This is a genomic window from Pseudomonas sp. PDM16 (assembly GCF_014851865.1).
Lineage (GTDB): Bacteria > Pseudomonadota > Gammaproteobacteria > Pseudomonadales > Pseudomonadaceae > Aquipseudomonas.
On record NZ_JACVAM010000001.1, the window covers coordinates 952277 to 979247 of the forward strand.

Below are 26971 nucleotides of genomic sequence, written 5' to 3' on the forward strand. Positions count from 1 at the left end.
CGGTGCGGCAGGAGCCCAGACTAAGGCCAGCTGCTGGGTGAGAGAAGCTTTAGTCGCGCCCGAACAGATCGCGGGTATAGACCTTGTTCGCTACATCGCCGAGCGTGTCGCTCATGCGATTGCTGAGGATCACGTCGGCTTCGCGCTTGAAGCTTTCCAGATCGTCGATGATTCGGGCGCCAGCGTGTTCGGCTTGATCGAGCCCCGGTTCGTGCACTATCACCTCGACGCCCGCAGCCATGATCCGCTGCATGATGTCCAGGATACTGGAGGTGCGGAAATTGTCCGAATCGCTCTTCATGATAAGACGGTGGATTCCGACCACCCGGGGCTGTCGCTTGAGTATCTCCTCGGCGATGAAGTCCTTGCGAGTGTCGTTGGATGCCACGATGGCGTGGATCAGGTTCTGCGGCACATCGCGGTAGTTGGCCAGCAGTTGCCGAGTGTCCTTCGGCAGGCAGTAGCCGCCATAGCCGAAGGATGGATTGTTGTAGTGATTGCCTATCCGTGGATCGAGGCCAACGCCTTCTATGATCTGCCGGGTGTCCAGGCTGTGGCTGGAGGCATAGGTATCGAGTTCGTTGAAGAAGGACACGCGCATGGCCAGGTAGGCATTGGCGAACAGCTTGATCGCTTCTGCTTCCGTCGAGCCGGTGAGCAGTATCTCTACGTCCTGATTGAGCGCGCATTGCTTCAGCAGCTCGGCGAATATCTGGGCTCGTTTCGAGCGTTCTCCGACCACGATGCGTGTGGGGTGCAAGGTGTCGTAAAGGGCGCTCCCCTCGCGCAGGAATTCGGGCGAGAATATGAGCTTGTCGCAGGAGAAGCGCTGGCGTGCCTTCAGGGTGAAACCGACAGGCACCGTGGATTTGATGATCAGTACCGCATCCGGATTGATCGCCACGGCTTCGCCGATCACGCTCTCTATCGCTTGGGTATTGAAATGAACGGTGTGAGGGTCGTAGTCGGAGGGCGTGGCGATCAATATGTACTCTGCGCCCTCGTAAGCATCCTGCTTGTCCAGGGTGGCACGCAGGCTGAGCGGCTTGTTCTGCAGGTAATCCTCCAGCTCGGGATCGGCAATGGCGGTCTGACGGCGATTGAGCAGATCCACCTTGTCGGCGTCGATGTCCAGCGCGACCACTTCATGTTGTTGGGATAGCAGGACTGCATTAGACAACCCCACATAGCCCATGCCGACAACGGTAATCTTCATCTATAGCGCCTTCATCGATAGTTGATCCGTTCGAGCAGTAGTCGGGTGCTGGTCTCGCCTGTCGAACGGCGCATGATGCTCAGCGTTGGAACTATCATCCCATCGCCGTCTGTCATAAAGACGTAGTTAGAGGCTGTAGCGAGACTGCCTCAATGTTGCGTGATGGGCGGATGTTAGTCATCGATCAGGTGCCAGTCGCTGGCGTAGCGTGCGCTAGCCATTGAGGCCTCACCAGGCGTAGCGGTTGTGCTCGCTCGCCATAGCATCTTTCAGCAGTGGAGATTTGCCTTTCTCTGAGATTGAAATACTGACTGCTTTACAGCGTGCATGCTGCCTCAGGGCGGCAAAAAATAATAAATGGAATTCACTATGCGAGTGCTGGTAACGGGTGGGGCCGGGTTCATCGGTTCACATATTTGTCGACGCCTGCTGAAAGATGGGCACGAAGTTCTATCGGTAGACAACTACTTCACGGGTAGCAGACGTAACATTCAGGACCTCTTGAACGCCCCCCGCTTCGAGGCGATGCGTCACGATGTAACTTTTCCGCTGCATGTAGAAGTTGATCGTATATTCAACTTTGCCTGCCCTGCGTCGCCCATCCACTATCAGCGTGACCCGGTGCAAACGACCAAGACCAGTGTAATCGGCGCCATCAATATGCTGGGGCTGGCCAAGCGCACAGGAGCCCGCATTCTTCAGGCGTCGACCTCGGAGGTTTATGGAGACCCTGAGTGCCATCCGCAGACTGAAAGCTATTGGGGGCGGGTCAACCCAATTGGTATCAGGAGTTGCTATGACGAAGGCAAGCGCTGTGCGGAAACCTTGTTCTTCGACTATTACCGGCAGCATGCCCTCGATATAAAAGTGGTGCGTATTTTCAATACGTACGGGACAGGCATGCAGCTGCACGATGGTCGGGTCATCAGCAACTTCATCGTTCAGGCGCTACGTGGTGAAGACATCACCATATACGGTGATGGAACACAGACTCGCTCTTTCTGCTTCGTCTCGGATCTTATCGACGGCTTGGTCGCCATGATGGACGGTCCGGCCGATCTCGTTGGGCCGGTGAATCTGGGCAATCCGGTCGAGCACAGTATCGCCGAGATCGCCGAGGCCATCATCGCCTTGTGTGGCTCGGCATCCCGGCTGACCTACTTGCCGTTGCCCGAGGATGACCCGCGCCAGCGGCAACCGGACATCTCGCTCGCTCGCAAGCGGCTGGGCTGGCAGCCGAAGGTCGCGCTGGAAGATGGCCTGCGCGAGACGATAGGTTACTTCCGTGGCTTGCTCGGCTGAGCCGAGGCAGGTCGCGGCAAGCGCCGGGGCCGCACGAGGATTTTCCAGGTGGTAAACAGCAGAGCCAGCAGGGCCAGTGTTCGCTGTTCGGCCAGGCCGATCACGATACCGCCGCTCTCGCGCACGTTGATGCGGCTGCCCAGGTCAAAGGCGATCTCCTGATCCTTGAAGAGGAGTCCCAATGCGATGGCTGCCAGCAGCAGGTAAGGCAAGTTGTCATAGAGGAAGTCCTTCAACGGCCTCAGCACCTCTCCCACAACGAGTAGTAAACCTGCCCGGCCTTCTGTTCGCGATGCAAGCGCCAGTTGCCGGGCATGGCCAGGGTCGAGGGAGCGGTCTCGCTTTCGGTATAGATCCAGGCGTCCTTGGCCAGCCAGCCTTTTTCTTCCAGCGCCACACAGGCCGGTGCCAGCAGGTCCTGGCCGAAGGGGGGGTCGAGGAACACCAGGTCGTAGGGCGTGGCCGGCTGGTTGTCGAGGTGGCGCAGGGCATCGGTCTGCAGCAGCTGGCCGTTGCTGCATTTCAGCGTGGTGAGGATCTGCCGCAGGCTGGCGATGGCGTTGCTGTTGCTGTCCAGTGCCAGCGCGCTGCTGGCGCCACGCGACAGGGCCTCGAGGAACAGCGCGCCGCTACCGGTGAAACAGTCCAGCACATGGGCGCCCTCGATGTAGGGAGCTAGCCAGTTGAACAGCGTCTCGCGCACACGGTTGGGCGTTGGTCGCAGGCCGTGAGCCATGGGGAAGCTGAACTGGCGACTGCGCCACTCGCCGCCGATGATACGCAGCTGGCCGCTGCCATTGTGCTCGACAGTTTTTTTTCCAGGAGATTTGCGCATCAGTGCTCCGGCGGGCCGGCCGGCCGTTCGGCGGGCTTGTCGGTGGGTGGTGGCAGTGGCTTCTGCTCGACCGTCGGTCCGGCCGTGACGATGACCAGCTTGTTCACATCCAGGTGCTTGGCCATGGCGGCTTTCACCTGTTCCACGCTCAGCCCCTGCACTTCGCTCATGAAGTCGTCGAGGTAGGTCAGCGGCAGGTCATAGAAGCCCATGCTGCCGAGCTGGCCGACGATATCGGCGTTGCTCGCGGTGGTCAGCGGGAAGCTGCCGACCATCTCGCGCTTGGCGTCGTCCATTTCCTTCTGGGTCGGGCCATTGGCCAGATAGCTACCGAGGATATCCTGCACCAGCTTGAGGGTGCCTTCGCTCAGCTCGGCGCGGGTCTGCAAGTTGATCATGAACGGCCCACGTGCCTGCATGGCGCTGAAGCCGGAGTAAATGCCGTAGGTCAGGCCGCGCTTCTCACGCACCTCTTCCATCAGGCGGGTGCCGAAGCCGCCGCCACCGAGAATCTGGTTGCCCAGCATCAGCGCCGCATAGTCCGGCTCGCGGCGGTCGACGCCGAGCTGAGCCAGCATCAGGTGCGTCTGGTTGGACGGGAACTCGATATGGCTGGGGCCGGCCTTGGGTTCTTCGGGCTGGGCAATGCGCTGTAGCGCCGGGCCCTTGGGCAGGGAGGCGGAGACCTTGGTCGCGATGGCCTCGGCCTCGGCACGGGACAGATCGCCGACCAGGGCGATCACCACATTGCCGGCGGCGTAGGCTTTCTGGTGGAAGGCCTGCAGCTGCGCCACCGAGATGCCGGGGATCGACTGTTCGGTACCCTCGCTCGGGTGGGCATAGGGGTGGCTACCATACAGGCGCTCGAACAGCTGCAGGCCGGCCAGCTTGCCGGGGTTCTGCTTCTGGTACTCGAAACCGGCCAGCAACTGGTTCTTGATCCGCGCCAGTGCATCTTGTGGGAAGGTAGGCTGGCCGATGACCTGGTCGAACAGTGCCAGGGCCGGCTCGCGCTGCTCGGCGGCGCTGAGACTGCGCAGGCTGGCGATGGCCATGTCGCGGTAGGCGCCGTTGCCGAACTCGGCGCCCAGGCTCTCGAAGCCTTCGGCAATGGCGGTGACGTCCTTGCCGGTCACGCCTTCGTTGAGCATGGCGTTGGTCAGGGCGGCCAGGCCGGGCACTCCGTCGTCATGGCTGCTGCCGGCGGCGAAGGTTAGGCGCAGGTCGAACATTGGTAACTGGCGTGCCTCGACAAACAGTACTTTGGCGCCTTCGGCGGTCTGCCAGCGCTGGATGTCCAGGGTTCGCTTGCTCGGTGCCTTGCTTTCGAGGGTGGCCAGCGACTCCAGTTGTGTCGACGGCGCGGGGGTATCGGTCGGCGCCTGCGCGGTGCGCGTGGCGATGAATGTCAGCAGGCCGACCAACAGGATCAGGCCGAGGCCGAGCAGGCCGTAACGTATGCCGTTGCGCTCGCTCATGGCTGGGCTCCTTCTGCAGCTTTCTCGGGCAGGATGTGGGCGACTGACAGGCGTGACGGGGTGAAGTAGGTACGGGCTACCTTCTGGATGTCGGCCGGGGTAACGGCCTCCAGGGCGGCGAGATCCTGGTCCATCAGCTGCCAGGACAAGCCGACGGTTTCCAGCGAGCCAATAGTGGTGGCCTGGCTGGTGATCGAGTCGCGTTCGTAGACCAGGCCCGCTATCACCTGGGCGCGTACCCGGGCCAGCTCATCCGGGCTCGGTGGGGTTTGCTTGAGATCGTCGAGCTGCGCCCACAGTCCCGCTTCGGTCTGCTCCAGTGATACGCCTTTCTGCACGTTGGGCGTGGCGGAGAGCATGAACAGGCTGTCACCGCGGCCGAAGGCGTTGTACCAGGCGGAGGCGCCGGAAACCAGTTCCTGTCCGCGCTCCAGGCGTGACGGCAGGCGGGCACTATAGCCGCCGTCGAGTAGGGCGGAGAGCAGGCGTAGCGCGTGGATTTCGCGGGCATCGGCGCTGGTGGCTATGCCGGGCACGTTGAAGCCCATCAGCAGGCTCGGCAGCTGGGTTTTCACGTGCAGCGTGATGCGCCGCTCGCCTGGCTCGGCCAGTTCGCGCGGGGCCTTGGCTGGCGGCACGTCACGCCGCGGGATGGCGCCGAAGTAGTGCTGGGCCAGGCCCTGTACCTCATCCTTGGTGACGTCGCCGACCACCACCAGAGTGGCGTTGTTCGGCGCGTACCATGCCTGGTACCAGTGGCGCAGCTCCTCGACGGTCATGCGGTCGAGGTCGGCCATCCAGCCGATGGTGGGGGTGTGGTAGCCGCTGGCCGGGTAGGCCATGGCCTTGAAGCGTTCATAGGCCAGTGAGGTCGGTTTGTCGTCGGTGCGCAGACGGCGCTCCTCCTTGATCACTTCGATCTCACGGGCGAATTCGTCGGCCGGCAGCTTGAGACTGGCCAGGCGGTCGGCCTCCAGCTCGAAAGCGACGGCCAGGCGGTCGCGCGACAGCACTTGGTAGTAGGCGGTGTAATCGTCGCTGGTGAAGGCGTTCTCCTCGGCGCCGAGGTCGCGCAGGATGCGCGAAGCCTCGCCGGGGCCTAGCTTGCGGCTCCCCTTGAACATCATGTGTTCGAGGGCGTGGGACAGGCCGGTCTGCCCCGGCGTCTCGTAGCTGGAGCCGACCTTGTACCAGAGCTGGGAGACCACTACGGGAGCACGGTGATCCTCGCGGACGATGACCTTGAGGCCATTGTCCAACTGAAATTCGTGGGTCGGTTGAGGTTCGGCGGCGACTGCTGCCAGGGGCATGCAGAACGCGGTGAGGAGCAGGCCGGCGCAGCGGCGGGCAAGTTGTGTCATAAGGGCTCTTGACCTGTCGGGCGGCCCGGGCGGTCGTACCGCCGGCGGGCGAAGAGGTGCTAGGATACCGCATCCTTTTCCGGGGCGGCGCGGCGATCCGTGCGGCTCCCCTGAGATCAAGCGACCCATGTTTGGTTCCCAAGACGACAAGCCATCGCCGGAGCAACCCGGCGAGAAGAAATCTCTGTTTGGCTGGCTGCGTAAGAAGCCGGAAGCCCCGGTCACTCCCGGCCAGCCTCTCCCTGAGCCGGCGGCCGAGCTGGTCAGCGCTCCTGCTGAGCACGAGAACGATGCAAACACGGTTCCGCCTGCTGAGGCGAGCGTCGAATCCGTCGTGGTTCCCGCTGAGGCTCCAGCTGCCGAGCCAGTGGCCGAATCGCGCCCCGAGCCTGCAGCTGTTGCCGAATCTGTAGTGGTACAGCCGCCGATCGAGCGCCTGACCGTGGCGGAGTCTGCGCAGCTGGCCGACGAACCCAAGCCGGCCTTCTCACGCTTCCGCATCAATGCCGGTAGTGAGGTCACCCATCCGGTCCACGAAGCGCCTGCCGAGGCCGAGCCGCAACTACCGCCTGAACTGGTTGCCGCACCCGTGCCGGTCGAGCAAAGCAAGCCCGGCGACAACCAGGGTGGCTGGTTCGCCCGCCTCAAGCAGAGTCTGTCGAAGACCAGCGCCAGCCTCGGTGAGGGCATGGCCAGCCTGTTCCTTGGCAAGAAGGCCATCGATGACGATCTGCTAGACGAGCTGGAAACTCGCCTGCTGATGGCCGACGTCGGCGTCGAGGCTACCAGTGCCATCATCGGCAGCCTGACCAAGCGCGTGGCGCGCAAGGAATTGGCCGACAGTGGTGCACTGTACAAGGCGTTGCAGGAAGAGCTGGCTGGTCTGCTCAAGCCGGTCGAGCAGCCGCTGGTGATCGCCGCCGAGAAGCAGCCCTACGTGATCCTGGTGGTCGGCGTGAACGGCGTCGGCAAGACCACCACCATCGGCAAGCTGGCCAAGAAACTGCAGGGCGAGGGCAAGAAAGTCATGCTCGCCGCTGGCGACACCTTCCGCGCCGCTGCTGTCGAGCAGCTGCAGGTGTGGGGCGAGCGTAACAACATCGCGGTGATCGCCCAGCACACCGGTGCCGACTCCGCCTCGGTGATCTTCGATGCGGTGCAGGCCGCTAAGGCCCGTGGCGTCGATGTGCTGATCGCCGACACGGCCGGCCGCTTGCACACCAAGGACAACCTGATGGAGGAGCTGAAGAAGGTCCGTCGGGTCATTGGCAAACTGGATGAGACTGCGCCCCACGAGGTGCTACTGGTGCTGGACGCCGGCACCGGGCAGAACGCTATCAACCAGACCAAACAGTTCAACCAGGCCGTGACCCTCACCGGGCTGGCGCTGACCAAGCTGGACGGCACCGCCAAGGGCGGGGTGATCTTCGCCCTGGCCAAACAGTTCGGCCTGCCGATCCGTTACATCGGCGTCGGCGAGGGTATCGACGATCTGCGCACCTTCGTCGCCGAGGACTTCGTTCAGGCACTCTTTGCGGAGAAGGAACAGGGATGATTCGATTCGAGCAGGTCGGCAAGCGGTATCCCAATGGCCATGTCGGGTTGCACGAACTGAGTTTTGGCGTGCGCCGTGGAGAGTTTCTCTTCGTCACTGGTCACTCCGGTGCTGGCAAGTCGACCCTGCTGCGCCTGCTGTTGGCGATGGAGCGGCCAACCAGTGGCAAGTTGCTGCTGGCCGGTCAGGACCTGTCGCAGATCACCACAGCGCAGATTCCCTTCCTGCGTCGGCAGATCGGCGTGGTATTCCAGAACCATCAGCTACTGTTTGACCGCACGGTGTTCGATAACGTCGCCCTGCCGCTGCAGATCCTCGGCCTGTCCAAGCCGGACATCGCCAAGCGGGTCGGCGCGGCGCTGGAGCGCGTGTCGCTGTCCGACAAGGCCGAGCAATCGCCAGCGGACCTGTCCACCGGTCAGCAGCAGCGTGTCGGCATCGCCCGTGCCGTGGTGCATCGCCCGGCACTGCTGCTGGCGGACGAGCCCACCGGTAACCTGGACCCGCGCCTGGCTGCCGAGATCATGGGCGTGTTCGAGGACATCAATCGCCTCGGCACCACCGTGCTGATCGCCAGCCACGACCTGGCCCTGATCGCGCGCATGCGCCACCGCATGCTCACCCTGCAACGCGGCCGACTGATCGGCGACGGGGAGGCCAGCTGATGAGCGACAACCAGCGCAATATCAAGGCCGCCGAACGCGTCGGTGCTGTGCAGAGCAAGGCCGACAAGCCGATCAAAGAGGGCCCGGACTTCTCCACCCTGTTCGCCGCCTGGGTCGAGAGCCACCGCGCCAGCCTGGTCGACAGCCTCGGGCGCCTGGTCGGTCAGCCCATCGGCAGCTTCTTCACCTGCCTGGTGATGGCCGTGGCGCTGTCGCTGCCCATGGGCCTGGCCCTGCTGCTGGACAACGTCGAGCGCCTTGGTGGCTCCTGGCAGAAAGCCGCGCAGATTTCCTTGTATCTGAAGGTTGAGGCCGGTGATGATTCCGGTCTGCAGCTGCGCGATGAGATTGCCGCCATGCCCGACGTGGCAGAGGCCGAATTCATCGGCCGTGAGGCCGGTCTGGCCGCCTTCGAGGAACAGTCCGGCCTAGGTCAGGCGTTGCGCGAGCTACCGGACAACCCGTTGCCCGCCGTGGTGGTGGTGACACCGGACGAGATCGACAAGGTCGCGTTGGAAGCATTGCGCCAGCGCCTGTCGGAGCTGCCCGGCGTCGACCAGGCCCAGCTTGACCTGCAGTGGGTGGAGCGCCTCACTGCCATCCTTGGCCTGGGCGACCGTTTCGTCTTCGGTTTGACCCTGCTGCTGGTGATGGCGCTGTTGCTGGTAATCGGTAATACCATTCGTCTGCATATCGAGAACCGCCGCAGCGAGATCGAGGTGATCAAGCTGGTCGGCGGTACTGATGGCTATGTGCGCCGTCCCTTCCTCTATATGGGCGCTCTCTATGGTCTGGGGGCTGGTCTGCTGGCCTGGGGCCTGCTGGCGTTCGGCCTGGACTGGCTGAACGATGCAGTGGTGCGCCTGGCAGGTCTTTACGGCAGCGACTTCGCATTGGCCGGGGTGCCGACCGCCGACGGCCTGTCGCTGTTGTTGGGGGCTGTTTTCCTCGGTTACATTGGCGCCTGGCTTGCGGTGGCACGCCATCTGAGTGAGCTCGCGCCACGATAACAGTTTTGTTTTTGTACTGATCCTCGGCTTTCTGTATGGGAACTTTCGTCCAGGTTGCCCGTCTGAGGATCGACGGTGCTAGACTGCGCCGACCCTGTAATACCGGAGGTTTTTGATGACCACTTCCCTGCAACCTGTTCATGCCCTAGTCCCAGGCGCCAATCTGGAGGCCTATGTGCATGCGGTGAACAGCATTCCGCTGTTGACGCCCGAGCAGGAGCGCGAGCTGGCCGAGAGTCTCTACTACGAGCAAGACCTGGAGGCCGCGCGCCAGATGGTTCTGGCCCACCTGCGTTTCGTCGTGCACATCGCCCGTAGCTACGCCGGTTATGGCCTGTCACAGGCCGACCTGATCCAGGAAGGTAACGTCGGTCTGATGAAGGCGGTCAAACGCTTCAACCCGGAAATGGGTGTGCGTCTGGTGTCCTTCGCCGTGCACTGGGTCAAGGCCGAGATCCATGAGTTCATCCTGCGCAACTGGCGTATCGTCAAGGTCGCCACCACCAAGGCGCAGCGCAAGCTGTTCTTCAACCTGCGCAGTCAGAAGAAGCGTCTGGCCTGGCTGAGCAACGACGAAGTGCATGCCGTGGCCGAGAGCCTGGGCGTGGAGCCGCGCGAAGTCCGCGAGATGGAGAGCCGCCTATCCGGGCATGACATGGCTTTCGATCCGGCCGCGGAAGACGACGACGAGAGTGCATTCAAGTCGCCGGCCAACTACCTCGAAGACCATCGCTACGATCCGGCCCTGCAGCTCGAGGATGCCGACTGGAGCGACAGCTCTAGCGCCAGCCTGCACGAAGCGCTGGAAGGCCTGGACGAGCGTAGCCGCGACATCCTCTACCAGCGTTGGCTGGCCGAGGAGAAGGCGACCCTGCATGACCTGGCCGCCAAGTACAACGTCTCCGCCGAGCGCATCCGCCAGTTGGAGAAGAACGCCATGAACAAGCTGAAAGGTTCGATCCAGGCGTAAGCAGCACCACCTCGAAAAGCCGCACCCAGGTGCGGCTTTTTTCTGTCCGGAGCATTGCCGTGAAGCGTCGTCCACCTGCCCTGCTGTTTACCGTCGTGGCCCTGGCCAGCTGCCTGCTCGGCTACTGGTGGTTGGTGCCGCGCGCGGAGAAGGCGGAGCCGATGCCCTGGCTCGGCGAGTGGCAGGCCGAGGTGTTGCAGCCGCTGGCCGAGGATAGCCTGACCCTGGGCCAGCTCGATGCTCGCCTGTCCAAGGCCGAGCTGTGGCTGCAGCCGCGTCTGGATGGCCCGCGTCTGTTGCTGCGCGACGCGCAAGCCCTAGAGTCAGGCGCCTGGGCGCTGGAGGCGGAGCTGGCGCTCACTGCTGCCCAGCGCGACAGCCTGGCTGCCGCCAGCGGCGTGAAACCCAATGATGCGGAACAACCGCAGTCGGTGCAGATGCTGCAGCAACTGGCCGGGCAGCGCATCGAGGCGCTCAACCTGCACCCGCAGCAGGCCATTTCCGCTGCCACGCTCAGTGCCAGCCTGGGGGCGCCACGCCTGCGCCTGCAACTGCCGGAGGGCGAGGCCTGGATCTATCCGCAGCTGGGCCTGACTGCCCACCTCAAAGATGAGCGCCTGCAACTGCTGCGCGTGGTGCCGCGCCGCCTGCTCAGCCACTGACGTCTGCGGCCGGCGCTTCTGGCGCTTGAGGTTTTGGCGGGGGGCGGGGTTTGCCGGCAGGATCGGGGTTCGTCTCGAACAGGGAGTCTCGTATGACCGCCTTCCAGCGCCGCTGCTTTGTCGCCGCCCTCGGTCTGGGCTTGCTCTATCTGCTGCTATTGCCCCTGAAACCCTATCCGTTGGGCTGGCTGCTCAAGCCGCTGCCCATGCTGCTGTTCGCTGTGCTGACCTGGCGGGCGTTCCCTGGGGCGGTCGGACGCTGGCTGGCGCTGGGCTACGGCGCGGCGGCGGCGGGGGATTTCTTCCTCGATTTCGGTGATCGCGACGGCCTGTTCATCCAGGCGCTACTGGCCTTCCTGGTCAACCAGCTGGCCTTCATCGTCGCGTTCGGCCTGCTCGGGCGTAGCCATCCATGGCGCTGGCGGCGCTCGGTGCCGGTCGTGCTCTATGCGGCAGCGATGTCGGCCTGGATGCTGCCGGCGGCCGGGACGCTGCAGGTTCCGGTGGTGGTCTACCTGAGCTGTCTGTTGGCCATGGCGATTCTGGCCGGGCGCGTGGAGGCCAGGCCGGGCCCTCTGTGGCTGGGGGCGATGCTGTTCGTGGTAGCGGATTCGCTGATCGGGGTGAACAAGTTCGTGCAGCCCTTTCCGCACGCTGTACTGGTGATCGTCAGCTGTTACTTTAGTGGCCAGGCTCTGATCGCCTGGGGCTTGCTACGGCTCAGGGTTTCGGTAGCCACTCGGGCCACCACTGAACCAGCGGCTGCGGCGCGGACAGTTGCTTGAGGTAATGATTGCCGCCGAGCTGGTAGCTTTGCCTTCGAATCCAGTTGGCCCGGCGCTGCACATGAGGCCCCGGATGGCTGGCGCTCCAGGCTCGAGGGTTGGGCAGTACGGCGGCGAGCAGGCAGGATTGCTGGCGCGACAGATAGGTTGCGCCCACGTTGAAGTGGTGGCGCGCGGCAGCTTCGGCGCCAAACACGCCGTCGCTCCATTCCACGCTGTTGAGATACACCTCGAGGATGCGCTGCTTCGGCCAGAATAGCTCGATCAGTCCGGTGAACCACGCTTCCAGCACCTTGCGCGGCCAGCTGCGCCCGGACCAGAGGAACAGGTTCTTGGCTACCTGCTGGCTGATGGTGCTAGCACCACGCAGGTTGCCTCCGTCGGCGTTGTGCTGCAGGGCTAGACGAATGGCGGCGATATCGAAGCCCCAGTGATCGGCGAATTTCTGATCTTCGGCGGCGATCACCGCGATCTTCAGGTCGTCTGGCAGATCTCGCCAGGGGCGCCAGCTGCGCTGTAGGTCGATCGGTTTGCCATCGACCCAGGACTGGATCTTGCGTTCGGCCATCAGTGCGGTACTGGGCGGATCGATCCAGCGTAGCGCCAGCACCAGCAACGCCGATCCGACGACGAACCACAGCAGCAGTTTGGTCAGGCGGCGAAACAGGTTGCGCAGCATGGCTTGGCTCGATCTTGGGGAGCGGCCATTATAGCGGCCGCATCGCATCTGTCCGGGAACCCATCATGTTACGAGTCTTTCTTCTACTGGCGGCTGTAGCCGGTTTTACCGGTGTGGCGCTGGGCGCCTTCGCCGCCCATGGTCTCAAGGGGCAGCTGAGTGCGGAGTACCTGGCGGTGTTCCAGACCGGCGTCCACTACCAGTTGGTTCATGCGTTGGCGCTGTTCGGCGTGGCGCTACTCGCCGAGCGCTTGCCGAGGCGTTTGGTGACGGCCGCCGGCAGCCTGTTCGTCGTCGGTATCCTGCTGTTCTCCGGCAGTCTGTATGCCCTGACGCTGAGCAGCCTGGGCAAGCTTGGCATGATCACCCCGCTGGGCGGCGTGTGCTTCCTTGCCGGCTGGTTGTGCCTGGGCTTGGCGGCCTCGCGTTCCGGGCAGGCCTGACAGATGGCACGCACGTACCTTGGTCGCGGTCGCTGATCGGGCTAGAATGCCGACCCTTTCATGTTCTGACCGCCTAGCCATGCACATCCAGTTGAACGGCCAACCCTTCGAGCTGCCCGACGATGCCACCGTCGCCGACCTGCTCGTGCGCCTGGATGCAGCTGGCAAGCGGGTGGCGGTCGAGCTCAACCTGGACATCGTGCCGCGCAGCCAGCACGGCACCACCGTCCTGCACGACGGCGACCAGCTGGAAGTCGTCCACGCCATCGGCGGCGGCTAGTCGCCCGAGGAACTGCCATGAGCGCCATCATCGACAAGCCCTTCACCCTGGCCGGCCGCGCCTATGAGTCGCGCCTGCTGGTGGGCACCGGCAAGTACAAGGACCTCGAAGAAACCCGCCTGGCCATAGAGGCCAGCGGCGCCGAGATCGTTACCGTGGCCGTGCGCCGGACCAATATCGGGCAGAATCCGGGCGAGCCGAACCTGCTCGATGTGATCTCGCCGGACAAGTACACCATCCTCCCCAACACCGCCGGCTGCTTCAACGCCGAGGAAGCGGTGCGCACCTGCCGTCTGGCCCGCGAGCTGCTCGACGGCCACAAGCTGGTCAAGCTGGAAGTGCTGGCCGACCAGAAGACCCTGTTCCCCAACGTGATCGAGACCATCAAGGCCGCCGAAGTGCTGGTCAAGGAAGGCTTCGACGTGATGGTGTACACCAGCGACGATCCGATCATCGCCCGTCAGCTGGCCGAGATGGGCTGCATCGCGGTGATGCCGCTGGCTGGCCTGATTGGCACCGGCCTGGGCATCTGCAACCCCTACAACCTGCGCATCATTCTCGAAGAGGCCACCGTGCCGGTGCTGGTCGATGCCGGCGTGGGCACTGCGTCGGATGCCACCATCGCCATGGAGCTGGGGTGCGAGGCGGTGCTGATGAACAGCGCCATCGCCCACGCCCAGGACCCGATCCTGATGGGTGCGGCGATGAAGCACGCCATCATTGCCGGGCGCATGGCCTACCTCGCCGGGCGCATGCCGAAGAAGCTGTACGCCAGTGCTTCGTCACCCCTGGATGGGCTGATCAAGTGAGCATTCGCTAGGCGATCCGTGCCATAGAAACGGGCAGGAGCGCCGATCAGTCCGAATGCTCATCTACCCTTTGTAAGCTCGCCTGCGAGTCAACCCCCTTTTGCTCGCCCGCCGCTGCCCAGTCAGGCTCTGGCCGGTGAACCCTAAACAGGCTCTAAGAGAATCCGATGAGCGAAGTAATAGATCCGGCAGACGAAGGCGCTGTCGAGCGGCCGCTGCGCGGCATCAAGAGTTTCGTCATGCGCTCCGGGCGCATGACCGAAGGTCAGCAGCGAGGCCTGGATCAAGGCTGGCCGCAGTTCGGCCTGGATCTGGCCGATGGTCTGCGGGACTTCGACCAGGTATTCGGCCGCAGCGCGCCGCGCACCTTCGAGATTGGCTTCGGCATGGGCCACGCCACCCTGGAGATGGCCGCTGCCGCGCCGGACCAAGACTTCATCGGCGTGGAAGTGCACAAGCCGGGCGTAGGAGCCCTGCTCAACGGCATGCTCACGCAGAACCTCAGCAACATCCGCGTGTACAGCTGCGATGCACTGGAAGTGCTGCGCGACTGCGTGGCCGACGCCAGCCTCGACCGCGTCCTGCTGTTCTTCCCCGATCCGTGGCACAAAGCCCGCCACCACAAGCGCCGCATCGTCCAGCTGAGCTTCGCCGAACTGGTGCGCAGCAAGCTCAAGGTCGGCGGCGTGCTGCACATGGCTACCGATTGGCAGCCATACGCGGAACATATGTTGGAGGTAATGTCGCTGGCACCGGGCTACCATAATGTGGCGGGAGCCGCCGGTTATGTGGAGCGCCCCAGCGAAAGGCCGGTGACCAAGTTCGAGAAGCGTGGCGAGCGCCTCGGCCACGGAGTCTGGGACCTCAAGTTCCAGCGCTGCGAATAAGCATGCAATGCCCTGCGGGACGCGGGGCCATACGACCGGGATCACCCGGCGCCAGGAAGGCTGACCTCACAACGGCAATCTGTAAGCGTGACCTTTCGGTCTTGTTAATAGGAAAAGCGGCGTCCGAGTGCGCCGCGAGGAGAACGCTGTGCTGAGAACTTTTGCAGTCCTGTCTATGGCCGTCGCTTTCGCGCTGCCGGCCCATGCGCGTGTGGATGCTGCCCAGGCCTCTCGTATCGGGCAGGACCTGACCCCGTTGGGCGGAGAGCGCGCTGGCAACGCTGCCGGTACCATTCCGTCATGGGAGGGAGGTGTTACCCCACCAGCCAGCTACCAGCCCGGCATGCATCATCCTGACCCCTTTGCCGCGGATGCCGAGCTGTATCGCGTCGACAAGAACAACATCGCCCAGTACAAGGCGCTGCTGACGCCTGGGTACCAGAAGCTTCTTGAACTCAGTCCGGACTACTACCTGCGTGTGTTCCCGACTCGCCGCAGCGCCGCGTCGCCGCAGCGTATCTACGATGCCACGCGCTACAACGCAACCAACGCATCGCTGATCGCCGGTGGCAACGGTATCGAAGGAGCTGCTGCCGGTATTCCGTTTCCAATTCCGCAGAGTGGGTTGGAAGTGATATGGAACCATATTACCCGCTACCGCGGTGAGCAGACCCGTATGATCACCAACCATGCGGCAGTACTCGCGGGTGGTGACTACACGCTGGTCAAACGTGAGCGCGACATTCTGTTCGTCTACGGCCGTGATGGTGTGACTCCTGCCGACCTGGACAACACTCTGTTCTTCTACAAGTACGTGGTCACTGCGCCGAGCAAACTGGCCGGCTCGGCGCTTGTGGTGCAGGAAACTCTGGATCAAGTGCTTGCGATCCGTAAGGCATGGCGTTTCAGTCGTGGTGAGCGTCGCGTGCGCCGCCTGCCGATGCTGGCCTATGAGGCCATGCAGCCGGATACCAGTGGCATGGCCACTTCCGATGTGGTCGACGCCTACAACGGTGCTCCTGACCGCTACGAGTGGACGCTGGAAGGCAAGCGGGAGATGCTGGTGCCGTACAACAGCTACGCCGTGCATCAGAAGGGCATTGCCTACGAGAAGATTCTGCAGAAGAAACACGTCAATCCCGAACTATTGCGCCACGAGCTGCACCGCGTATGGGTCGTGGACGCCAAACTACGCAAGGGGCATAGCCACCCTTATGCCGAACGTCGTTTCTACATCGACGAGGACAGCTGGCAGATTCTCGCCGTTGATCTGTATGGCAAGGACGGTAACCTCATTGGTCTGCAGGAGGCGCACCCGATCAACTACTACGACGTGCCCATGTTCGCCAGTACCCTGGAAACCATCTACGACTTCAAGGGCAGCCGCTACTTTGTCGATGGGCTGGATAACAACGAGCCGATGTACAACTTCGGCGTGCAACTTAAGAAGAACGACTTCAGCGCCGCAGCGCTGCGCCGCGAAGGTATCTGATACTCGCTGCGTCTTCGGAAGCACAGCAAGGCCCGCCTCGGCGGGCCTTGTCGTTTTCCACCTCAGGCTGGCAGCGAGAGCTGGGCGCTGAGCTGGCGGTAGTCCTCGACGGCAGCGAACTCCTCGGTGTCCTTGGCCTGGCCACGGCTGTCCGGCTGGCGGACAGCCAGCAAGTGGGCGACGCCGTAGCGCCCGGCGCTGCGCAGGATCGGCAGGCTGTCGTCGATGAACAGGCTACGGTCTGGCTCGAAGGGGAAGTCCTGTTGCAGGGCGAACCAGAATTGCTGGTCCTCCTTGGGGAAACCATAGTCGTGGGAGCTGATCAGCCGGTCGAAGTAGGGCGCCAGTTCAACTCTCTCGAGCTTCAGCGACAGCGAATCACGATGCGCGTTGGTGATCAGCACCACGCGCTTGCCGGCGGTGCGCAAGGTGGCGAGGAAGGTATCGGCATCCGGACGCAGGGCGATCAGGTCGGCAACCTCGCGTTTGAGATCGCGAACCGAGAGATTCAGTTCGCGGCTCCAGAAGTCGGTGCAGTACCAAGGCAGCGTACCGGCATGATTGCGGAACAGCGGCAGCAACTCGGCATTGGCGGCTTCGCGGCTGATGCCGTGAAGCTCTGCGTAACGCTTCGGTAGATGCTCCAGCCAGAAGTGATTGTCGAAATGCAGGTCGAGCAGGGTGCCGTCCATGTCGAGCAGGACGGTATCGATGGCGGCCCAGGGCAAATGGGGCATGGCAAAGTCCGGAAACAGACGGAGGATGAATATCCGGCGCGGATATTTCGAGGTGGCGGGGTATGATACCCGTTCGAATCAAGGAGCGAATGATGCGTGAGAAACCCCAGGTGCTGGCCCGCGAGATAGTCGCCAGCAGCCGCCTGTTCCGCGTCGAAGAGTTGCAGCTGCGCTTCGCCAATGGCGTTGAGCGCACCTACGAGCGCCTGGTGGGCAAGGGCTCGGGCTACGGTGCGGTGATGGTAGTGGCCATGCTCGATGCCGAGCATGCCGTGCTGGTAGAGGAGTATTGTGCTGGTACCGACGACTATCAGCTGTCGTTGACCAAGGGGCTGATCGAGCCCGGCGAGGACGTGCTGGTAGCCGCCAACCGCGAACTCAAGGAAGAGGCCGGCTTCGGCGCCGAGCGCCTGGAACTGATCGCCGAGCTGAGCTTGTCGCCCGGCTACATGAGCCAGAAGATCCAGGTGGTATTGGCCCGCGATCTCTACGAAGAGAGCCTGCCGGGCGATGAGCCCGAGCCGTTGCGCGTCGATAAGGTCAGCCTGCGCGAGCTCAGTGTCCTGGCCCAACACCCCCAGTTTACCGAGGGCCGTGCCCTGGCCGCCCTGTACCTGGTCCGCGATCTGCTGACCCAACGTGGAGAGTTCAAGCCGTGAGCCATCCCTACCTGCCAGCCGTGATCGCTCTGGTTCAGCGCGCCGGTCAGGCCATTCTGCCGCACTGGCGCAACGATGTGGCCGTCACCGAAAAAGCTGACGCCTCGCCTGTCACCGCTGCCGACCTGGCTGCTCACGAGATTCTCGCCGCTGGACTGCGCGAGCTAGCGCCAAGCGTGCCGGTGCTGTCCGAAGAAGACGCCATCATCCCCTTTGCCGAGCGTGCCGAATGGCAGCGCTGGTGGCTGGTCGATCCGCTGGATGGCACCAAGGAGTTTATTTCCGGCAGCGAGGAGTTCACCGTCAACGTCGCGCTGATTGAGCATGGCCGCGTGGTGTTCGGCGTGGTCGGCGTACCGGCCAACGGCCGCTGCTACTTTGGTGGCGCCGGCCTGGGCGCCTGGCGTCAGGAGCCGGGCGGGGAGCCCGCTAGCATCGCCGTGCGCCTGGCGCCGGCCGAGGTCTTCACTCTTGTGGCCAGCAAGCGCCATTCAAGTCCGGCTCAGGAGAGTCTGCTGGCCGGGCTGTCCGAACGCTTCGGCGACCTGCAGTTGGCCAATATCGGTAGCTCGCTGAAGTTCTGCCTGCTGGCCGAAGGCAATGCCGACTGTTATCCGCGCCTGGCCCCTACTTCGCAGTGGGACACCGCCGCGGCGCAAGGCGTGCTGGAAGGCGCCGGTGGTGAGGTGCTTGATCTCAGAGGCGAGGTGCTGACCTATGAAGCCCGTGAGAGCTACCTCAACCCGTCCTTCCTCGGCCTGCCGCAGGCGGCCGAATGGCGCGCCGAACTGATTCAGCTGGCACGTGCCCTCGACTAGGGGGCGGATTTATAGAGCTGCTGGGGGCTCGGCTATGATTCGTGTCTATTGGGGCGACGGAGCTGAGAGTGAGTGTGATCACCGGTGAGGCCAGCGTCATCAGAAATCCAGCACACTGACGGCAGATGTCAGTGGTGAGCTGGTGCTGATGGGTGTGTCCAAATGGCCATTGTTTTTGGTTCAATCCAGTTGCTAGCAATATCCGGAAGCGCCTCTCGTTAGAAGTATTGCGCCCGCCGCCGGCGGGCGATTGCGACGCTGATATCAATGTAGTTCGCCAGGGTGTCATGAAGCCGCTTGAGATAAGTTTGTGAGCCGGGAGCTTTCCCAATGGTGGTTTAGGTTGAGGAAGCTCGTGCTCCATGTGGACAAGGTCATGGGTCTGATGCCGGCCTCTAGAGGGACGTTTCCGTTCCGCAGGCTCTCGGGGAAAGCAGGGTGAGCGGGATGTCCCGATTACGAACGCTGCTGGAATGGACGCGTTCCGTGGTGCACGTCCTGTGCGGCGGTGATCGGCGGCGCACCGTTCTGTTGATGTGGCGACGCCCACGAGGCTTGTTTCAGCCCTACGGTACAACGCAGGAGAATCGTTACCCCGGGCTGTTCCGCTTGCTTCGGCAAGGGCTCGACGATGTGCCGCAAACACGCGTTCTGTCTTTCGGCTGCTCCACGGGGGAGGAGGTCTTCAGTCTGGCCCGCTATTTCCAGCTGGCCAGGATTCACGGGGTCGATGTCGATGCCAACCGCATTGGCGCATGTATGAGACGTTGGCGACGAGAGGGGCATGATCCTCGTCTCAGTTTTGCATGTGCCGGCGACGTATCGCAGGAGGTTGCCGGAAGCTACGATCTAGTGGTGGCGATGTCGGTTTTCCGTCATGGCGCGTTGAGCCGAACGCCCATTAACTGTTCGACCTGGATTCGCTTTGCCGATTTTGATCGCGCGATTGACGACCTGGCCAGGGTGCTCAAGCCAGGTGGACTGCTGGTGATCCTTCACTCGAACTTCCGTTTTGGTGATACCGGTACTGCTAGCCAGTTTGATTGCGTGCGCCTCAGGTCCGTGCAGATATCCCCCATCTACGGATGCGACGATCGATTGATACCCGGTATGCCAGGCGACGATGGGGTCTACCGCAAGCGGCAGGCTCCCACCGCCTAGTCGAGCATGTCGCTGTAACGCTCGTCCTTGCGAAATGTCAGTGGCTGCTGGAAGCCTGGAACCACTACCCCATTTGTTGTGATGCTGAGGGCTTGATCATCGATCAGGCCATGGCCAAAGTTGTAGATGATATCCAGTTGGCCGCGCAGCGCGCGCTGGTCATATTGCGCCGCAGCGGCGCGAGTGGTTTCGCGCCTGATCTGCCAGTTGGCCATGGCGGGGTCTCCGTGGCGTTTGCGCAACATGCGCTCGACCACCTGCGGAGCCAGCACCACGCCGGTGGCGTTGTTGCCGCCGAAGCCCTTGGAATTGATGAAGCACACTTCCATATCTCTGGCCTGGCGATCGTATGTTTCCAGGCTCAGATGCTGGCGGTGCACGTCGTCGGCCACCTTGTCGATGGTCTTCAGGCCAGGCAGCAGGCCATGGCGGAAGGTCCCGAGGGCGGCGATCACCTGGTCGCCGCTGGCGGTGGCCAGCGAGTGACCGAGGAAGGCCTTCACTGCCGTGATCGGCCAGCTTTCGATACCGAAGGCTGCGGCGACCCGATCGAGCAGTTGGGACTCGGTGGTGCGGTTGGCCGGGGTGCTGGAACCGTGGGCGTGGACGAAGCTTCGCTGGCGAACGCCGTCCTCGCCGACCAGCTGCATGGCACTGGCCACGGCCTTGGCCAGAGTCAGGTAGTTGCCTGGGCCGGGGGCGGAGATGGATTTTTTGAAGCCGTCGGCGTTGATGAATACGTCCGGCACTGCGCCGTGAATATCGGCGCCCAGCTCCAGGGCCAGTTCGTCGTCCATCAACACTAGGAATTGGCAGGACTCGGACAGGGTAAAGCCGCAGTTGTCGCCGAACGGGCGGCTGGCACGCTGGAAGTCGACCGCGTCCTTGCCTTCGATCTTACGCAGACCTTCTTCGGTGGCCAGGGCGCCCATGGCGCCATAGCCATCGATGATCTCGGTAGTGATCGGCGCCTCGGCATTGCCGACCAGGGCGACGCGGGCCTTGCCGCTGGCGATCTGCTCGATGGCTTTCTGCAGGTTGTAGAGGAAAGTGGCGCAGGCGCCGGTGACGCTACCGGTGGTGCCGACACTGCCTAGTACATAGGCATTGATGAAGTCGGCAGGCATGGAATTGAGGCCCAGTGGGCATTGCTTGGCAGTGACGCGGCCGCCCTTGAGTCGTGACTGCAGCATGCCGCCGAAACCGTATTCGTCGAGTTGGCTCATGATGCTGCCAGCGAACACTGCTACTTCGTCCGGCTGCACATGGTCCTGGATGGTGCGCCAGTCCAGGCCGGTGGAGCGCAGCGCGTCGGTGGCGCCGGTCACTGCCAGTTGCAGGCCGCGTGGGTGGAAGTGCGAGTGGTACAACTCGCCGGGTTCGAAGCCGGTGGGCAACTGACCGGCGGACTTCACCGGCAGGGCGCGATAGCTGTCGACCTTGAACTCGCCACAGTCGGATAAGGTGACTCGGACCTGCTGTTCATCCACATCCTCCACCTGCCAACTGGCCGGTAGTGGCTCGGGCAGATGCTTGCGCAGAGTGGTGAACTGGGCGGCGCTGACGGCAAGGTTCTTCTGCCAGTGGGCAGCGTCGACATCCAGATGGCGCTTGTCGATGCGCCGTACCAGGGTACCTGCGAGGATTTCCGCGCCATGCTGCGCCTCGATCTCGGCCGGGCTCAGGGGCTGGCCATCGAGGCTGTGGAGCTGGCCATCGACCACCTGTACCAGCTTCATCATCACGGCCAGACCGGCCAGGGTTTCCTGGCGAGTAGTAGCGTCCAGAGACTCCTGCACGATACGGCGGAAGCTGTGGTGGAACGAGCTTCTACCCGCGGCGTTGTAGCCGCCGAAGCCGACGATGACGGGAAGACGAGACATCACGCAGAACTCCTGAGGGTCGCTTCGGGCCGAGCATGGATGGCCGGCTGGCAATACAGCGGCAACGGTGATCCAGCCAGGGGGCAGTACCGGATGGCGACTCAAAATGAATCGGAATGACTGAATGACGCGATCCGTGACCAAGAGGTCACGTTCGCGCTGTTATCTCGAGGGGAAGAAGGGCATCCATGCCCAGAAGCTTCAGCGGTAGCTGAGGCCGGGTTCGGCGGTGCTGATGCGGGTACCGGAAGTGCCCTGGACGATGGCCTCGATGTTGGCCAGGGAGCCGATCACCGCGACCTTGCCCGTGTTGCGGGCGAACTCGCAGGCCGCTTGGACCTTCGGCCCCATGGAGCCTGCGGCGAAGCCGAGGCGCTCCAGTTCGTCCGGGTGAGCCTGGGCTATGGACTTCTGGGTCGGTTTGCCCCAGTCGATGTAGGTGGCGTCCACGTCGGTAGCGATCACCAGCAGGTCGCTGGCCAACTGTTCGGCCAGCAGTGCCGAGCAGAGGTCCTTGTCGATCACCGCTTCCACGCCATGCAGCCTGCCGTTCTCATACATGGTCGGGATTCCGCCGCCGCCGGCACAGATCACCACACTGCCTTTTTCCAGCAGCCATTTCACCGGACGGATCTCGAAGATACGCTGTGGTCGTGGGCTGGCCACCACGCGGCGGAACTTGTCGCCGTCCGGAGCGATGCTCCAGCCTTTTTCGGCGGCCAGGCGCTCGGCGTCTTCCTTGCTGTAGACCGGGCCGATCGGCTTGGTCGGTGTTCTGAACGCCGGGTCGCCGCTGTCTACCTCGACCTGGGTAAGGATGGTTGCAAAGGGCACTTCGAATGGCAGCAGGTTGCCCAGCTCCTGTTCGATCATGTAGCCGATCATGCCTTCGGTTTCGGCACCGAGGACGTCAAGCGGGTAGGGGTTGGCCGCATCGTAGGCGTTGCCCTGCAGGGCCAGCAGGCCGACCTGAGGGCCGTTGCCGTGGGCGATCACCAGTTCGTTGCCGGGCGCTACCTTGGCGATCTGTTCGCAGGCGATGCGCACATTGACGCGCTGGTTCTCCGCGGTCATTGCCTCGCCACGCCGCAGCAGGGCGTTGCCGCCCAGGGCGATGACTAGTCGCATGGTTGTTCTCCTTATTCGTTCTCCCCTCTCCCGGAGGGAGAGGGGACTGTCCGTGCTGCCTGGTTAGACATCGGCCAGGGTCGAGACCAGGATTGCCTTGATGGTGTGCATGCGGTTTTCCGCCTGCTCGAAGGCGATGCACCAGGGCGACTCGAACACGTCGTCGGCCACTTCGATGCCGTTCTTCAGGTGCGGATACTGCTCGGCGATCTGCTTGCCGACCTTGGTCTCGCTGTTGTGGAAGGCCGGCAGGCAGTGCATGAACTTCACGCGCGGATTGCCGACGGCCTTCATCAGCTCGACGTTGACCTGATAAGGCATCAGTTCCTTGATGCGTTCGCCCCAGGCCTCCACCGGCTCGCCCATGGATACCCAGACATCGGTGTGGACGAAGTCGACGCCCTTGACCGCTGCCTTGGCGTCTTCGGTAAGGGTGATGCGTGCACCGCTCTCTTCCGCGAATTTCTGGCACGCGGCAACGTGCTCGTCGCTTGGCCAGAGGGCCTTGGGGGCGGCGATGCGCACGTCCATGCCGAGCTTGGCGCCGATCAGCAGCAGCGAGTTACCCATGTTGTTGCGGGCGTCGCCCAGGTAGGCGTAGCTGATCTCGTGCAGCGGCTTGTCGCTGTGTTCGCGCATGGTCAGCACGTCGGCGAGCATCTGGGTCGGGTGGTATTCGTCGGTCAGGCCGTTGAACACCGGGACGCCGGCGTACTGGGCCAGGTCCTCGACGATCTCCTGCTTGAAGCCGCGGTATTCGATGGCGTCGTACATACGGCCGAGCACGCGGGCGGTGTCTTTCATGCTCTCCTTGTGGCCGATCTGCGAGGAGCCCGGGTCGATGTAAGTAACGTTGGCACCCTGGTCATAGGCGGCCACTTCGAAGGCGCAGCGGGTGCGGGTGGAGGTTTTTTCGAAGATCAGCGCGATGTTCTTGCGCAGCAGGTGCGGCTGTTCGGTGCCGGTGTACTTGGCGCGTTTCAGGTCGCGCGACAGGTCCAGCAGGTAGCGCAGCTCGCGAGTGCTGTGGTGCATCAGGCTGAGCAGGTTGCGGTTGTGCATGTTGAAAGCCATGGTTCTTCTCCTTGTGGGTATGGAAACCGCGTCCGGCGGCGGATAGCCGCCGGGGTGGCTTTATCAGTAGTCGATCGGGTCGCGGATGATCGGGCAGGTCATGCAGTGGCCGCCGCCGCGGCCGCGGCCCAGTTCGCTGGCGCTGATGGTGATGACCTCGACGCCGGCCTTGCGCAGCAGGGTGTTGGTGTAGGTGTTGCGGTCATAGCCGACCACTACGCCGGGCTCCAGGCAGACCACGTTGTTGCCGTCGTCCCACTGTTCGCGCTCGGCTTCGAAGCTGTCGCCGCCGGTCTCCACTACACGCAGTTTTTTCAGATTGAGGGACTCGGCGACCACGTCGAGGAATGACTTGTCCTCGCGGCGCACATCGATGCCGCCTGGCTTGCTTTCGTCCGGGCGCAGTACGAACGGTACGATCTGATGGGCAACTTCCGGGAAGATGGTCACCAGGTCGCGGTCGCAGAAGCTGAACACGGTGTCCAGATGCATCGCTGCGCGAGACTTGCCGAGGCCTGCAACCACAACGCGTTCGGCGGCGCCGGCCTTGAACAGGGCCTGGGCGACCTGGCCGATAGCCTGGTGCGAGGAGCGCTCGCCCATGCCGATCAGCACGGTTCCGTTGCCGATCGGCATCACGTCACCACCTTCAAGGGTAGCGGCACCGTGGTCAATGTCCGGGTCGCCGTACCAGACCTGGAAGTCGGCGTTGGCGAAGTCCGGGTGGAACTTGTAGATGGCGCTGGCCAGCAGGGTTTCCTGGCGTCGGGCCGGCCAGTACATCGGGTTGAGGGTGACGCCGCCATAGATCCAGCAGGTGGTATCGCGGGTGAACTGGGTGTTGGGCAGCGGCGGGAAGACGAAGCTGGATTCGCCCAGATAGGCGTTGAACATCTTCGCAACGTCGGAATTCTTGTGCTTGGCCAGGTCGGCACCGGACACACCGCCGATCAGGAACTCGGCGATGCGCCGAGGCTCCAGGCCCTCGATGAAGGAACGCACCTCGTTCTGCAGGCCGAGGCCAACGCTGTTGGGGGTGATCTTGCGGTCGAGGATCCAGGCCAGTGCGGCCTTGTCGTGTACGGTCTCCTCCAGCAGGTTGTGCATCTCCACGACGTCGATGCCGCGTTCGCGCATCTTGGTCATGAAATCGAAGTGGTCGCGCTTGGCCTGGCTGACCCAGATCACATCGTCGAACAGCAGTTCGTCGCAGTTGTTCGGGGTAAGGCGCAAGTGGGCGAGGCCGGGTGAACAGACCATTACCTTGTGCAGTTTGCCGGCTTCGGAATGAACGCCTAAGGCTTTCTTGGACATGTCGAACTCCTTCTCTTACAGACTCAGGAAGCCGTCATACAGCCCGTAGGCGGCGATGGCGGCACCGATCAGCACGACGCCGAAGATCAGCTTCTCGACGCCGGTGAAAATGGGTTGATTGAGCTCGTGCTTGGCCTTGGCGAACAGGATGACGCCGGGCGCATAGAGCAGGGCAGAGAGCAGCAGGTACTGGATGCCGGCCGCGTATATCAACCAGATGGCATACAGGCTCGATACCGCTGCGATGAACAGGTCCTTGTTGCGCTCGTTGCTGGCGTTCTCGTAAGTCTCGCCGCGGACTGCCAGCAGCAGCGCGTAGGCGCTGGACCAGAAGTAAGGCACCAGGATCATCGAGGTGGCCAGGTACAGCAGGCTCAGGTAGGTGGAGCTGTTGAACAGGGTGATGATCAGGAACAGCTGGATCAGCCCGTTGGACAGCCACAGGGCGTTGGCCGGGACGTGGTTGGCGTTCTCCTTGCGCAGGAACTCCGGCATGGTGTGGTCACTGGCGCTGGCGAAGAGAATCTCGGCGCAGAGCAGGGTCCAGGACAACAGAGCTCCGGCCAGAGAGACGATCAGGCCGATGGAGATCAACTGGGCGCCCCAGGGGCCTACCACGTGTTCCAGTACGCCCGCCATCGAGGGGTTCTTCAGCCCGGCCAGTTCAGCCTGGGCCATGATGCCCTGGGACAGCACGTTGACCAGAACCAGCAGCAGGAGCACGCCGACGAAACCGATGACAGTGGCCTTGCCGACATCACTGCGTTTCTCTGCACGGGCGGAGAAGATGCTGGCGCCCTCGATGCCGATGAACACCCAGACGGTGACCAGCATCATGTTGCGCACCTGGTCCATCACGCTGCCCAGTTCGGTGTTGCCGCTGCCCCAGAAGTCCGAGGTGAATACGTCCATCTTGAAGGCGATGGCGGCGATCACGATGAACAGCGCCAGCGGTAGCATCTTGGCGATGGTGGTGATGGTGTTGATAAAGGCCGCTTCCTTGATGCCGCGCAGCACCAGGAAGTGCAGCAGCCAGAGCAGCACAGAGGCACAGATAACAGCGGGAAGGGTGTTGCCCTCGCCGAACACCGGGAAGAAGTAACCGAGAGTTGAGAACAGCAGCACCATGTAGCTGACGTTGCCGATCCAGGCGCTGATCCAGTAGCCCCAGGCCGAGGAAAAGCCCATGTAGTCACCGAACCCGGCCTTGGCGTAGGCGTAGACCCCGCCGTCGAGGTTGGGTTTGCGATTGGCCAGCGTCTGGAACACGAAAGCCAGGGTCAGCATGCCCACGCCGGTGATCAACCAACCGATCAGAGTGGCACCGGCGCCAGCACTGTTAGCGATGTTTTGCGGCAGTGAGAAAATCCCCCCGCCGACCATCGAGCCTACTACCAGGGCAACGAGTGCCCCCAATCGAAGTTTTTGCGCTGAAGAGGACATCGCACACCTCCAATCGTGGAGAGAAGTTATGTCTTATTGGGCGCGCCATTGAGGGGGGTAGTATTGACCTCGATCAATAGCGAGCTATCCATTTTCCTAGGCTTTCCCTGCAAGCTCCTAACTGATCGACCATCTGGCATTTGGCCAGCAGAACTGGCCCTGAACATCGCCTCTAAGCGAGGCGTGGGACTTAAGTTAGTTGAGGTTCGGCTATGCGCAAGTTTCGCGATGGGTGTGAGGCTAAGTATTGTGCTAGAGGGGCTGCGGGATTATTAATTGACCAGTCGATCAGTAAATTTCCTGCTTTGCGCCGGGATAATAGAAA

General features: G+C 62.8%; 26 protein-coding genes and 1 pseudogene. 15 read left to right on the forward strand and 12 right to left on the reverse strand.

Annotated elements, in window-relative coordinates:
* Positions 1-49: 49 nt before the first annotated feature.
* Positions 50-1216: a nucleotide sugar dehydrogenase gene (locus IB234_RS04430; protein ID WP_192314438.1), complete on the reverse strand. Its 1167-nt coding sequence runs from the start codon at positions 1214-1216 to the stop codon at positions 50-52.
* Positions 1217-1585: 369 nt separating this feature from the next.
* On the opposite strand from IB234_RS04430, the gene IB234_RS04435 reads away from it, so the two are divergent.
* Entirely contained in the window at positions 1586-2518 is a 933-nt protein-coding gene (locus IB234_RS04435; RefSeq protein WP_192314441.1) for a UDP-glucuronic acid decarboxylase family protein, read from the forward strand.
* On the opposite strand, the gene IB234_RS04440 is transcribed toward IB234_RS04435, so the two are convergent.
* The 4 genes and pseudogenes from IB234_RS04440 to IB234_RS04455 form a co-directional block, all read right to left on the reverse strand.
* Positions 2494-2754 carry a hypothetical protein gene (locus IB234_RS04440; protein ID WP_192314444.1) on the reverse strand — a complete coding sequence of 87 codons (261 nt, stop codon included), beginning with the start codon at positions 2752-2754 and terminating at the stop codon, positions 2494-2496. The two genes, IB234_RS04435 and IB234_RS04440, sit on opposite strands and share 25 nt — an antisense overlap.
* Positions 2755-2759: 5 nt before the next feature.
* Positions 2760-3353, reverse strand: a complete 594-nt coding sequence (gene rsmD / locus IB234_RS04445; RefSeq protein WP_192314447.1) for a 16S rRNA (guanine(966)-N(2))-methyltransferase RsmD — start codon at positions 3351-3353, stop codon at positions 2760-2762.
* Entirely contained in the window at positions 3353-4831 is a 1479-nt protein-coding gene (locus IB234_RS04450; protein WP_192314450.1) for a M16 family metallopeptidase, read from the reverse strand. The genes rsmD and IB234_RS04450 overlap by 1 nt, the downstream gene beginning before the upstream one ends.
* A pseudogene (locus tag IB234_RS04455) lies at positions 4827-6192 on the reverse strand (M16 family metallopeptidase); the annotation flags it as partial. The gene IB234_RS04450 and the pseudogene IB234_RS04455, both read right to left, overlap by 5 nt.
* Positions 6193-6319: 127 nt before the next feature.
* Between IB234_RS04455 and ftsY the strand changes: the two are divergent.
* The 6 genes from ftsY to IB234_RS04485 all read left to right on the forward strand — a co-directional run bounded on the left by ftsY (position 6320) and on the right by IB234_RS04485 (position 11839).
* A complete protein-coding gene (gene ftsY / locus IB234_RS04460) occupies positions 6320-7747 on the forward strand; it encodes a signal recognition particle-docking protein FtsY (RefSeq protein ID WP_192314456.1) in 1428 nt (475 codons plus the stop codon).
* Positions 7744-8412 (forward strand): cell division ATP-binding protein FtsE, encoded by a 669-nt coding sequence (ftsE, locus tag IB234_RS04465; RefSeq protein WP_192314472.1) that lies wholly within the window; start codon positions 7744-7746, stop codon positions 8410-8412. Before ftsY ends, ftsE begins: the two co-directional genes overlap by 4 nt.
* Positions 8412-9422 (forward strand): permease-like cell division protein FtsX, encoded by a 1011-nt coding sequence (ftsX, locus tag IB234_RS04470; RefSeq protein WP_192314475.1) that lies wholly within the window; start codon positions 8412-8414, stop codon positions 9420-9422. The genes ftsE and ftsX overlap by 1 nt, the downstream gene beginning before the upstream one ends.
* Before the next feature lie 115 nt (positions 9423-9537).
* Entirely contained in the window at positions 9538-10392 is an 855-nt protein-coding gene (gene rpoH, locus IB234_RS04475) for an RNA polymerase sigma factor RpoH (RefSeq protein ID WP_192314478.1), read from the forward strand.
* Between the two features lie 59 nt (positions 10393-10451).
* Entirely contained in the window at positions 10452-11054 is a 603-nt protein-coding gene (locus IB234_RS04480; protein WP_192314481.1) for a hypothetical protein, read from the forward strand.
* A gap of 92 nt (positions 11055-11146) precedes the next feature.
* Positions 11147-11839 carry a lysoplasmalogenase gene (locus IB234_RS04485; protein WP_192314484.1) on the forward strand — a complete coding sequence of 231 codons (693 nt, stop codon included), beginning with the start codon at positions 11147-11149 and terminating at the stop codon, positions 11837-11839.
* Here IB234_RS04485 and mtgA read toward each other — a convergent pair.
* Positions 11775-12518, reverse strand: a complete 744-nt coding sequence (mtgA, locus tag IB234_RS04490) for a monofunctional biosynthetic peptidoglycan transglycosylase (protein WP_192314487.1) — start codon at positions 12516-12518, stop codon at positions 11775-11777. The two genes, IB234_RS04485 and mtgA, sit on opposite strands and share 65 nt — an antisense overlap.
* A gap of 65 nt (positions 12519-12583) precedes the next feature.
* Here mtgA and IB234_RS04495 point away from each other — a divergent pair, with 65 nt between their 5' ends.
* From IB234_RS04495 to IB234_RS04515, 5 genes are all read left to right on the forward strand, one after another.
* Positions 12584-12961 (forward strand): DUF423 domain-containing protein, encoded by a 378-nt coding sequence (locus IB234_RS04495; protein WP_192314490.1) that lies wholly within the window; start codon positions 12584-12586, stop codon positions 12959-12961.
* Between the two features lie 79 nt (positions 12962-13040).
* The gene (thiS, locus tag IB234_RS04500; RefSeq protein ID WP_192314494.1) at positions 13041-13241 is read left to right on the forward strand and encodes a sulfur carrier protein ThiS; all 201 of its coding nucleotides are present in this window, start codon (positions 13041-13043) and stop codon (positions 13239-13241) included.
* Between the two features lie 17 nt (positions 13242-13258).
* A complete protein-coding gene (locus tag IB234_RS04505) occupies positions 13259-14050 on the forward strand; it encodes a thiazole synthase (protein ID WP_192314497.1) in 792 nt (263 codons plus the stop codon).
* A gap of 215 nt (positions 14051-14265) precedes the next feature.
* On the forward strand, positions 14266-14937 hold the full coding sequence (gene trmB, locus IB234_RS04510) for a tRNA (guanosine(46)-N7)-methyltransferase TrmB (RefSeq protein WP_225580416.1): 672 nt from the start codon (positions 14266-14268) through the stop codon (positions 14935-14937).
* 175 nt (positions 14938-15112) lie between these two features.
* Positions 15113-16429 (forward strand): DUF1329 domain-containing protein, encoded by a 1317-nt coding sequence (locus tag IB234_RS04515; RefSeq protein WP_192314503.1) that lies wholly within the window; start codon positions 15113-15115, stop codon positions 16427-16429.
* A 62-nt stretch (positions 16430-16491) separates the two neighbouring features.
* On the opposite strand, the gene yrfG is transcribed toward IB234_RS04515, so the two are convergent.
* Complete coding sequence (gene yrfG / locus IB234_RS04520; RefSeq protein WP_192314507.1) at positions 16492-17166, reverse strand: GMP/IMP nucleotidase; 675 nt, start codon at positions 17164-17166, stop codon at positions 16492-16494.
* Positions 17167-17258: 92 nt separating this feature from the next.
* Between yrfG and nudE the strand changes: the two genes are divergently transcribed.
* The 3 genes from nudE (at position 17259) to IB234_RS04535 (ending at position 19804) form a co-directional block, all read left to right on the forward strand.
* Complete coding sequence (nudE, locus tag IB234_RS04525; protein WP_192314510.1) at positions 17259-17825, forward strand: ADP compounds hydrolase NudE; 567 nt, start codon at positions 17259-17261, stop codon at positions 17823-17825.
* A complete protein-coding gene (gene cysQ, locus IB234_RS04530) occupies positions 17822-18643 on the forward strand; it encodes a 3'(2'),5'-bisphosphate nucleotidase CysQ (RefSeq protein WP_192314513.1) in 822 nt (273 codons plus the stop codon). The genes nudE and cysQ overlap by 4 nt, the downstream gene beginning before the upstream one ends.
* A gap of 447 nt (positions 18644-19090) precedes the next feature.
* Complete coding sequence (locus IB234_RS04535; RefSeq protein WP_192314516.1) at positions 19091-19804, forward strand: class I SAM-dependent methyltransferase; 714 nt, start codon at positions 19091-19093, stop codon at positions 19802-19804.
* Here the strand turns inward: IB234_RS04535 and IB234_RS04540 are convergent.
* From IB234_RS04540 to arcD, 5 genes are all read right to left on the reverse strand, one after another.
* Entirely contained in the window at positions 19801-21687 is a 1887-nt protein-coding gene (locus tag IB234_RS04540) for a beta-ketoacyl synthase (RefSeq protein ID WP_192314519.1), read from the reverse strand. The two genes, IB234_RS04535 and IB234_RS04540, sit on opposite strands and share 4 nt — an antisense overlap.
* 201 nt (positions 21688-21888) lie before the next feature.
* Complete coding sequence (gene arcC, locus IB234_RS04545) at positions 21889-22815, reverse strand: carbamate kinase (protein WP_192314522.1); 927 nt, start codon at positions 22813-22815, stop codon at positions 21889-21891.
* Positions 22816-22878: 63 nt separating this feature from the next.
* Entirely contained in the window at positions 22879-23889 is a 1011-nt protein-coding gene (locus IB234_RS04550) for an ornithine carbamoyltransferase (RefSeq protein ID WP_192314526.1), read from the reverse strand.
* 63 nt (positions 23890-23952) lie between these two features.
* Positions 23953-25203 carry an arginine deiminase gene (arcA, locus tag IB234_RS04555; protein WP_192314529.1) on the reverse strand — a complete coding sequence of 417 codons (1251 nt, stop codon included), beginning with the start codon at positions 25201-25203 and terminating at the stop codon, positions 23953-23955.
* Between the two features lie 15 nt (positions 25204-25218).
* Positions 25219-26646: an arginine-ornithine antiporter gene (gene arcD, locus IB234_RS04560; RefSeq protein WP_192314532.1), complete on the reverse strand. Its 1428-nt coding sequence runs from the start codon at positions 26644-26646 to the stop codon at positions 25219-25221.
* Positions 26647-26971: the final 325 nt, after the last annotated feature.

Bases quoted from the DNA above. Each gene is read 5' to 3' on its own strand.
- IB234_RS04430 (WP_192314438.1), bottom strand. From the start codon at position 1,216: ATGAAGATTACCGTTGTCGGCATGGGCTATGTGGGGTTGTCTAATGCA.
- IB234_RS04435 (WP_192314441.1), top strand. From the start codon at position 1,586: ATGCGAGTGCTGGTAACGGGTGGGGCCGGGTTCATCGGTTCACATATT.
- rsmD (WP_192314447.1), bottom strand. From the start codon at position 3,353: ATGCGCAAATCTCCTGGAAAAAAAACTGTCGAGCACAATGGCAGCGGC.
- IB234_RS04450 (WP_192314450.1), bottom strand. From the start codon at position 4,831: ATGAGCGAGCGCAACGGCATACGTTACGGCCTGCTCGGCCTCGGCCTG.
- ftsY (WP_192314456.1), top strand. From the start codon at position 6,320: ATGTTTGGTTCCCAAGACGACAAGCCATCGCCGGAGCAACCCGGCGAG.
- ftsE (WP_192314472.1), top strand. From the start codon at position 7,744: ATGATTCGATTCGAGCAGGTCGGCAAGCGGTATCCCAATGGCCATGTC.
- ftsX (WP_192314475.1), top strand. From the start codon at position 8,412: ATGAGCGACAACCAGCGCAATATCAAGGCCGCCGAACGCGTCGGTGCT.
- rpoH (WP_192314478.1), top strand. From the start codon at position 9,538: ATGACCACTTCCCTGCAACCTGTTCATGCCCTAGTCCCAGGCGCCAAT.
- IB234_RS04485 (WP_192314484.1), top strand. From the start codon at position 11,147: ATGACCGCCTTCCAGCGCCGCTGCTTTGTCGCCGCCCTCGGTCTGGGC.
- mtgA (WP_192314487.1), bottom strand. From the start codon at position 12,518: ATGCTGCGCAACCTGTTTCGCCGCCTGACCAAACTGCTGCTGTGGTTC.
- IB234_RS04495 (WP_192314490.1), top strand. From the start codon at position 12,584: ATGTTACGAGTCTTTCTTCTACTGGCGGCTGTAGCCGGTTTTACCGGT.
- thiS (WP_192314494.1), top strand. From the start codon at position 13,041: ATGCACATCCAGTTGAACGGCCAACCCTTCGAGCTGCCCGACGATGCC.
- IB234_RS04505 (WP_192314497.1), top strand. From the start codon at position 13,259: ATGAGCGCCATCATCGACAAGCCCTTCACCCTGGCCGGCCGCGCCTAT.
- IB234_RS04515 (WP_192314503.1), top strand. From the start codon at position 15,113: ATGGCCGTCGCTTTCGCGCTGCCGGCCCATGCGCGTGTGGATGCTGCC.
- yrfG (WP_192314507.1), bottom strand. From the start codon at position 17,166: ATGCCCCATTTGCCCTGGGCCGCCATCGATACCGTCCTGCTCGACATG.
- nudE (WP_192314510.1), top strand. From the start codon at position 17,259: ATGCGTGAGAAACCCCAGGTGCTGGCCCGCGAGATAGTCGCCAGCAGC.
- IB234_RS04535 (WP_192314516.1), top strand. From the start codon at position 19,091: ATGTCCCGATTACGAACGCTGCTGGAATGGACGCGTTCCGTGGTGCAC.
- IB234_RS04540 (WP_192314519.1), bottom strand. From the start codon at position 21,687: ATGTCTCGTCTTCCCGTCATCGTCGGCTTCGGCGGCTACAACGCCGCG.
- arcC (WP_192314522.1), bottom strand. From the start codon at position 22,815: ATGCGACTAGTCATCGCCCTGGGCGGCAACGCCCTGCTGCGGCGTGGC.
- IB234_RS04550 (WP_192314526.1), bottom strand. From the start codon at position 23,889: ATGGCTTTCAACATGCACAACCGCAACCTGCTCAGCCTGATGCACCAC.
- arcA (WP_192314529.1), bottom strand. From the start codon at position 25,203: ATGTCCAAGAAAGCCTTAGGCGTTCATTCCGAAGCCGGCAAACTGCAC.
- arcD (WP_192314532.1), bottom strand. From the start codon at position 26,646: ATGTCCTCTTCAGCGCAAAAACTTCGATTGGGGGCACTCGTTGCCCTG.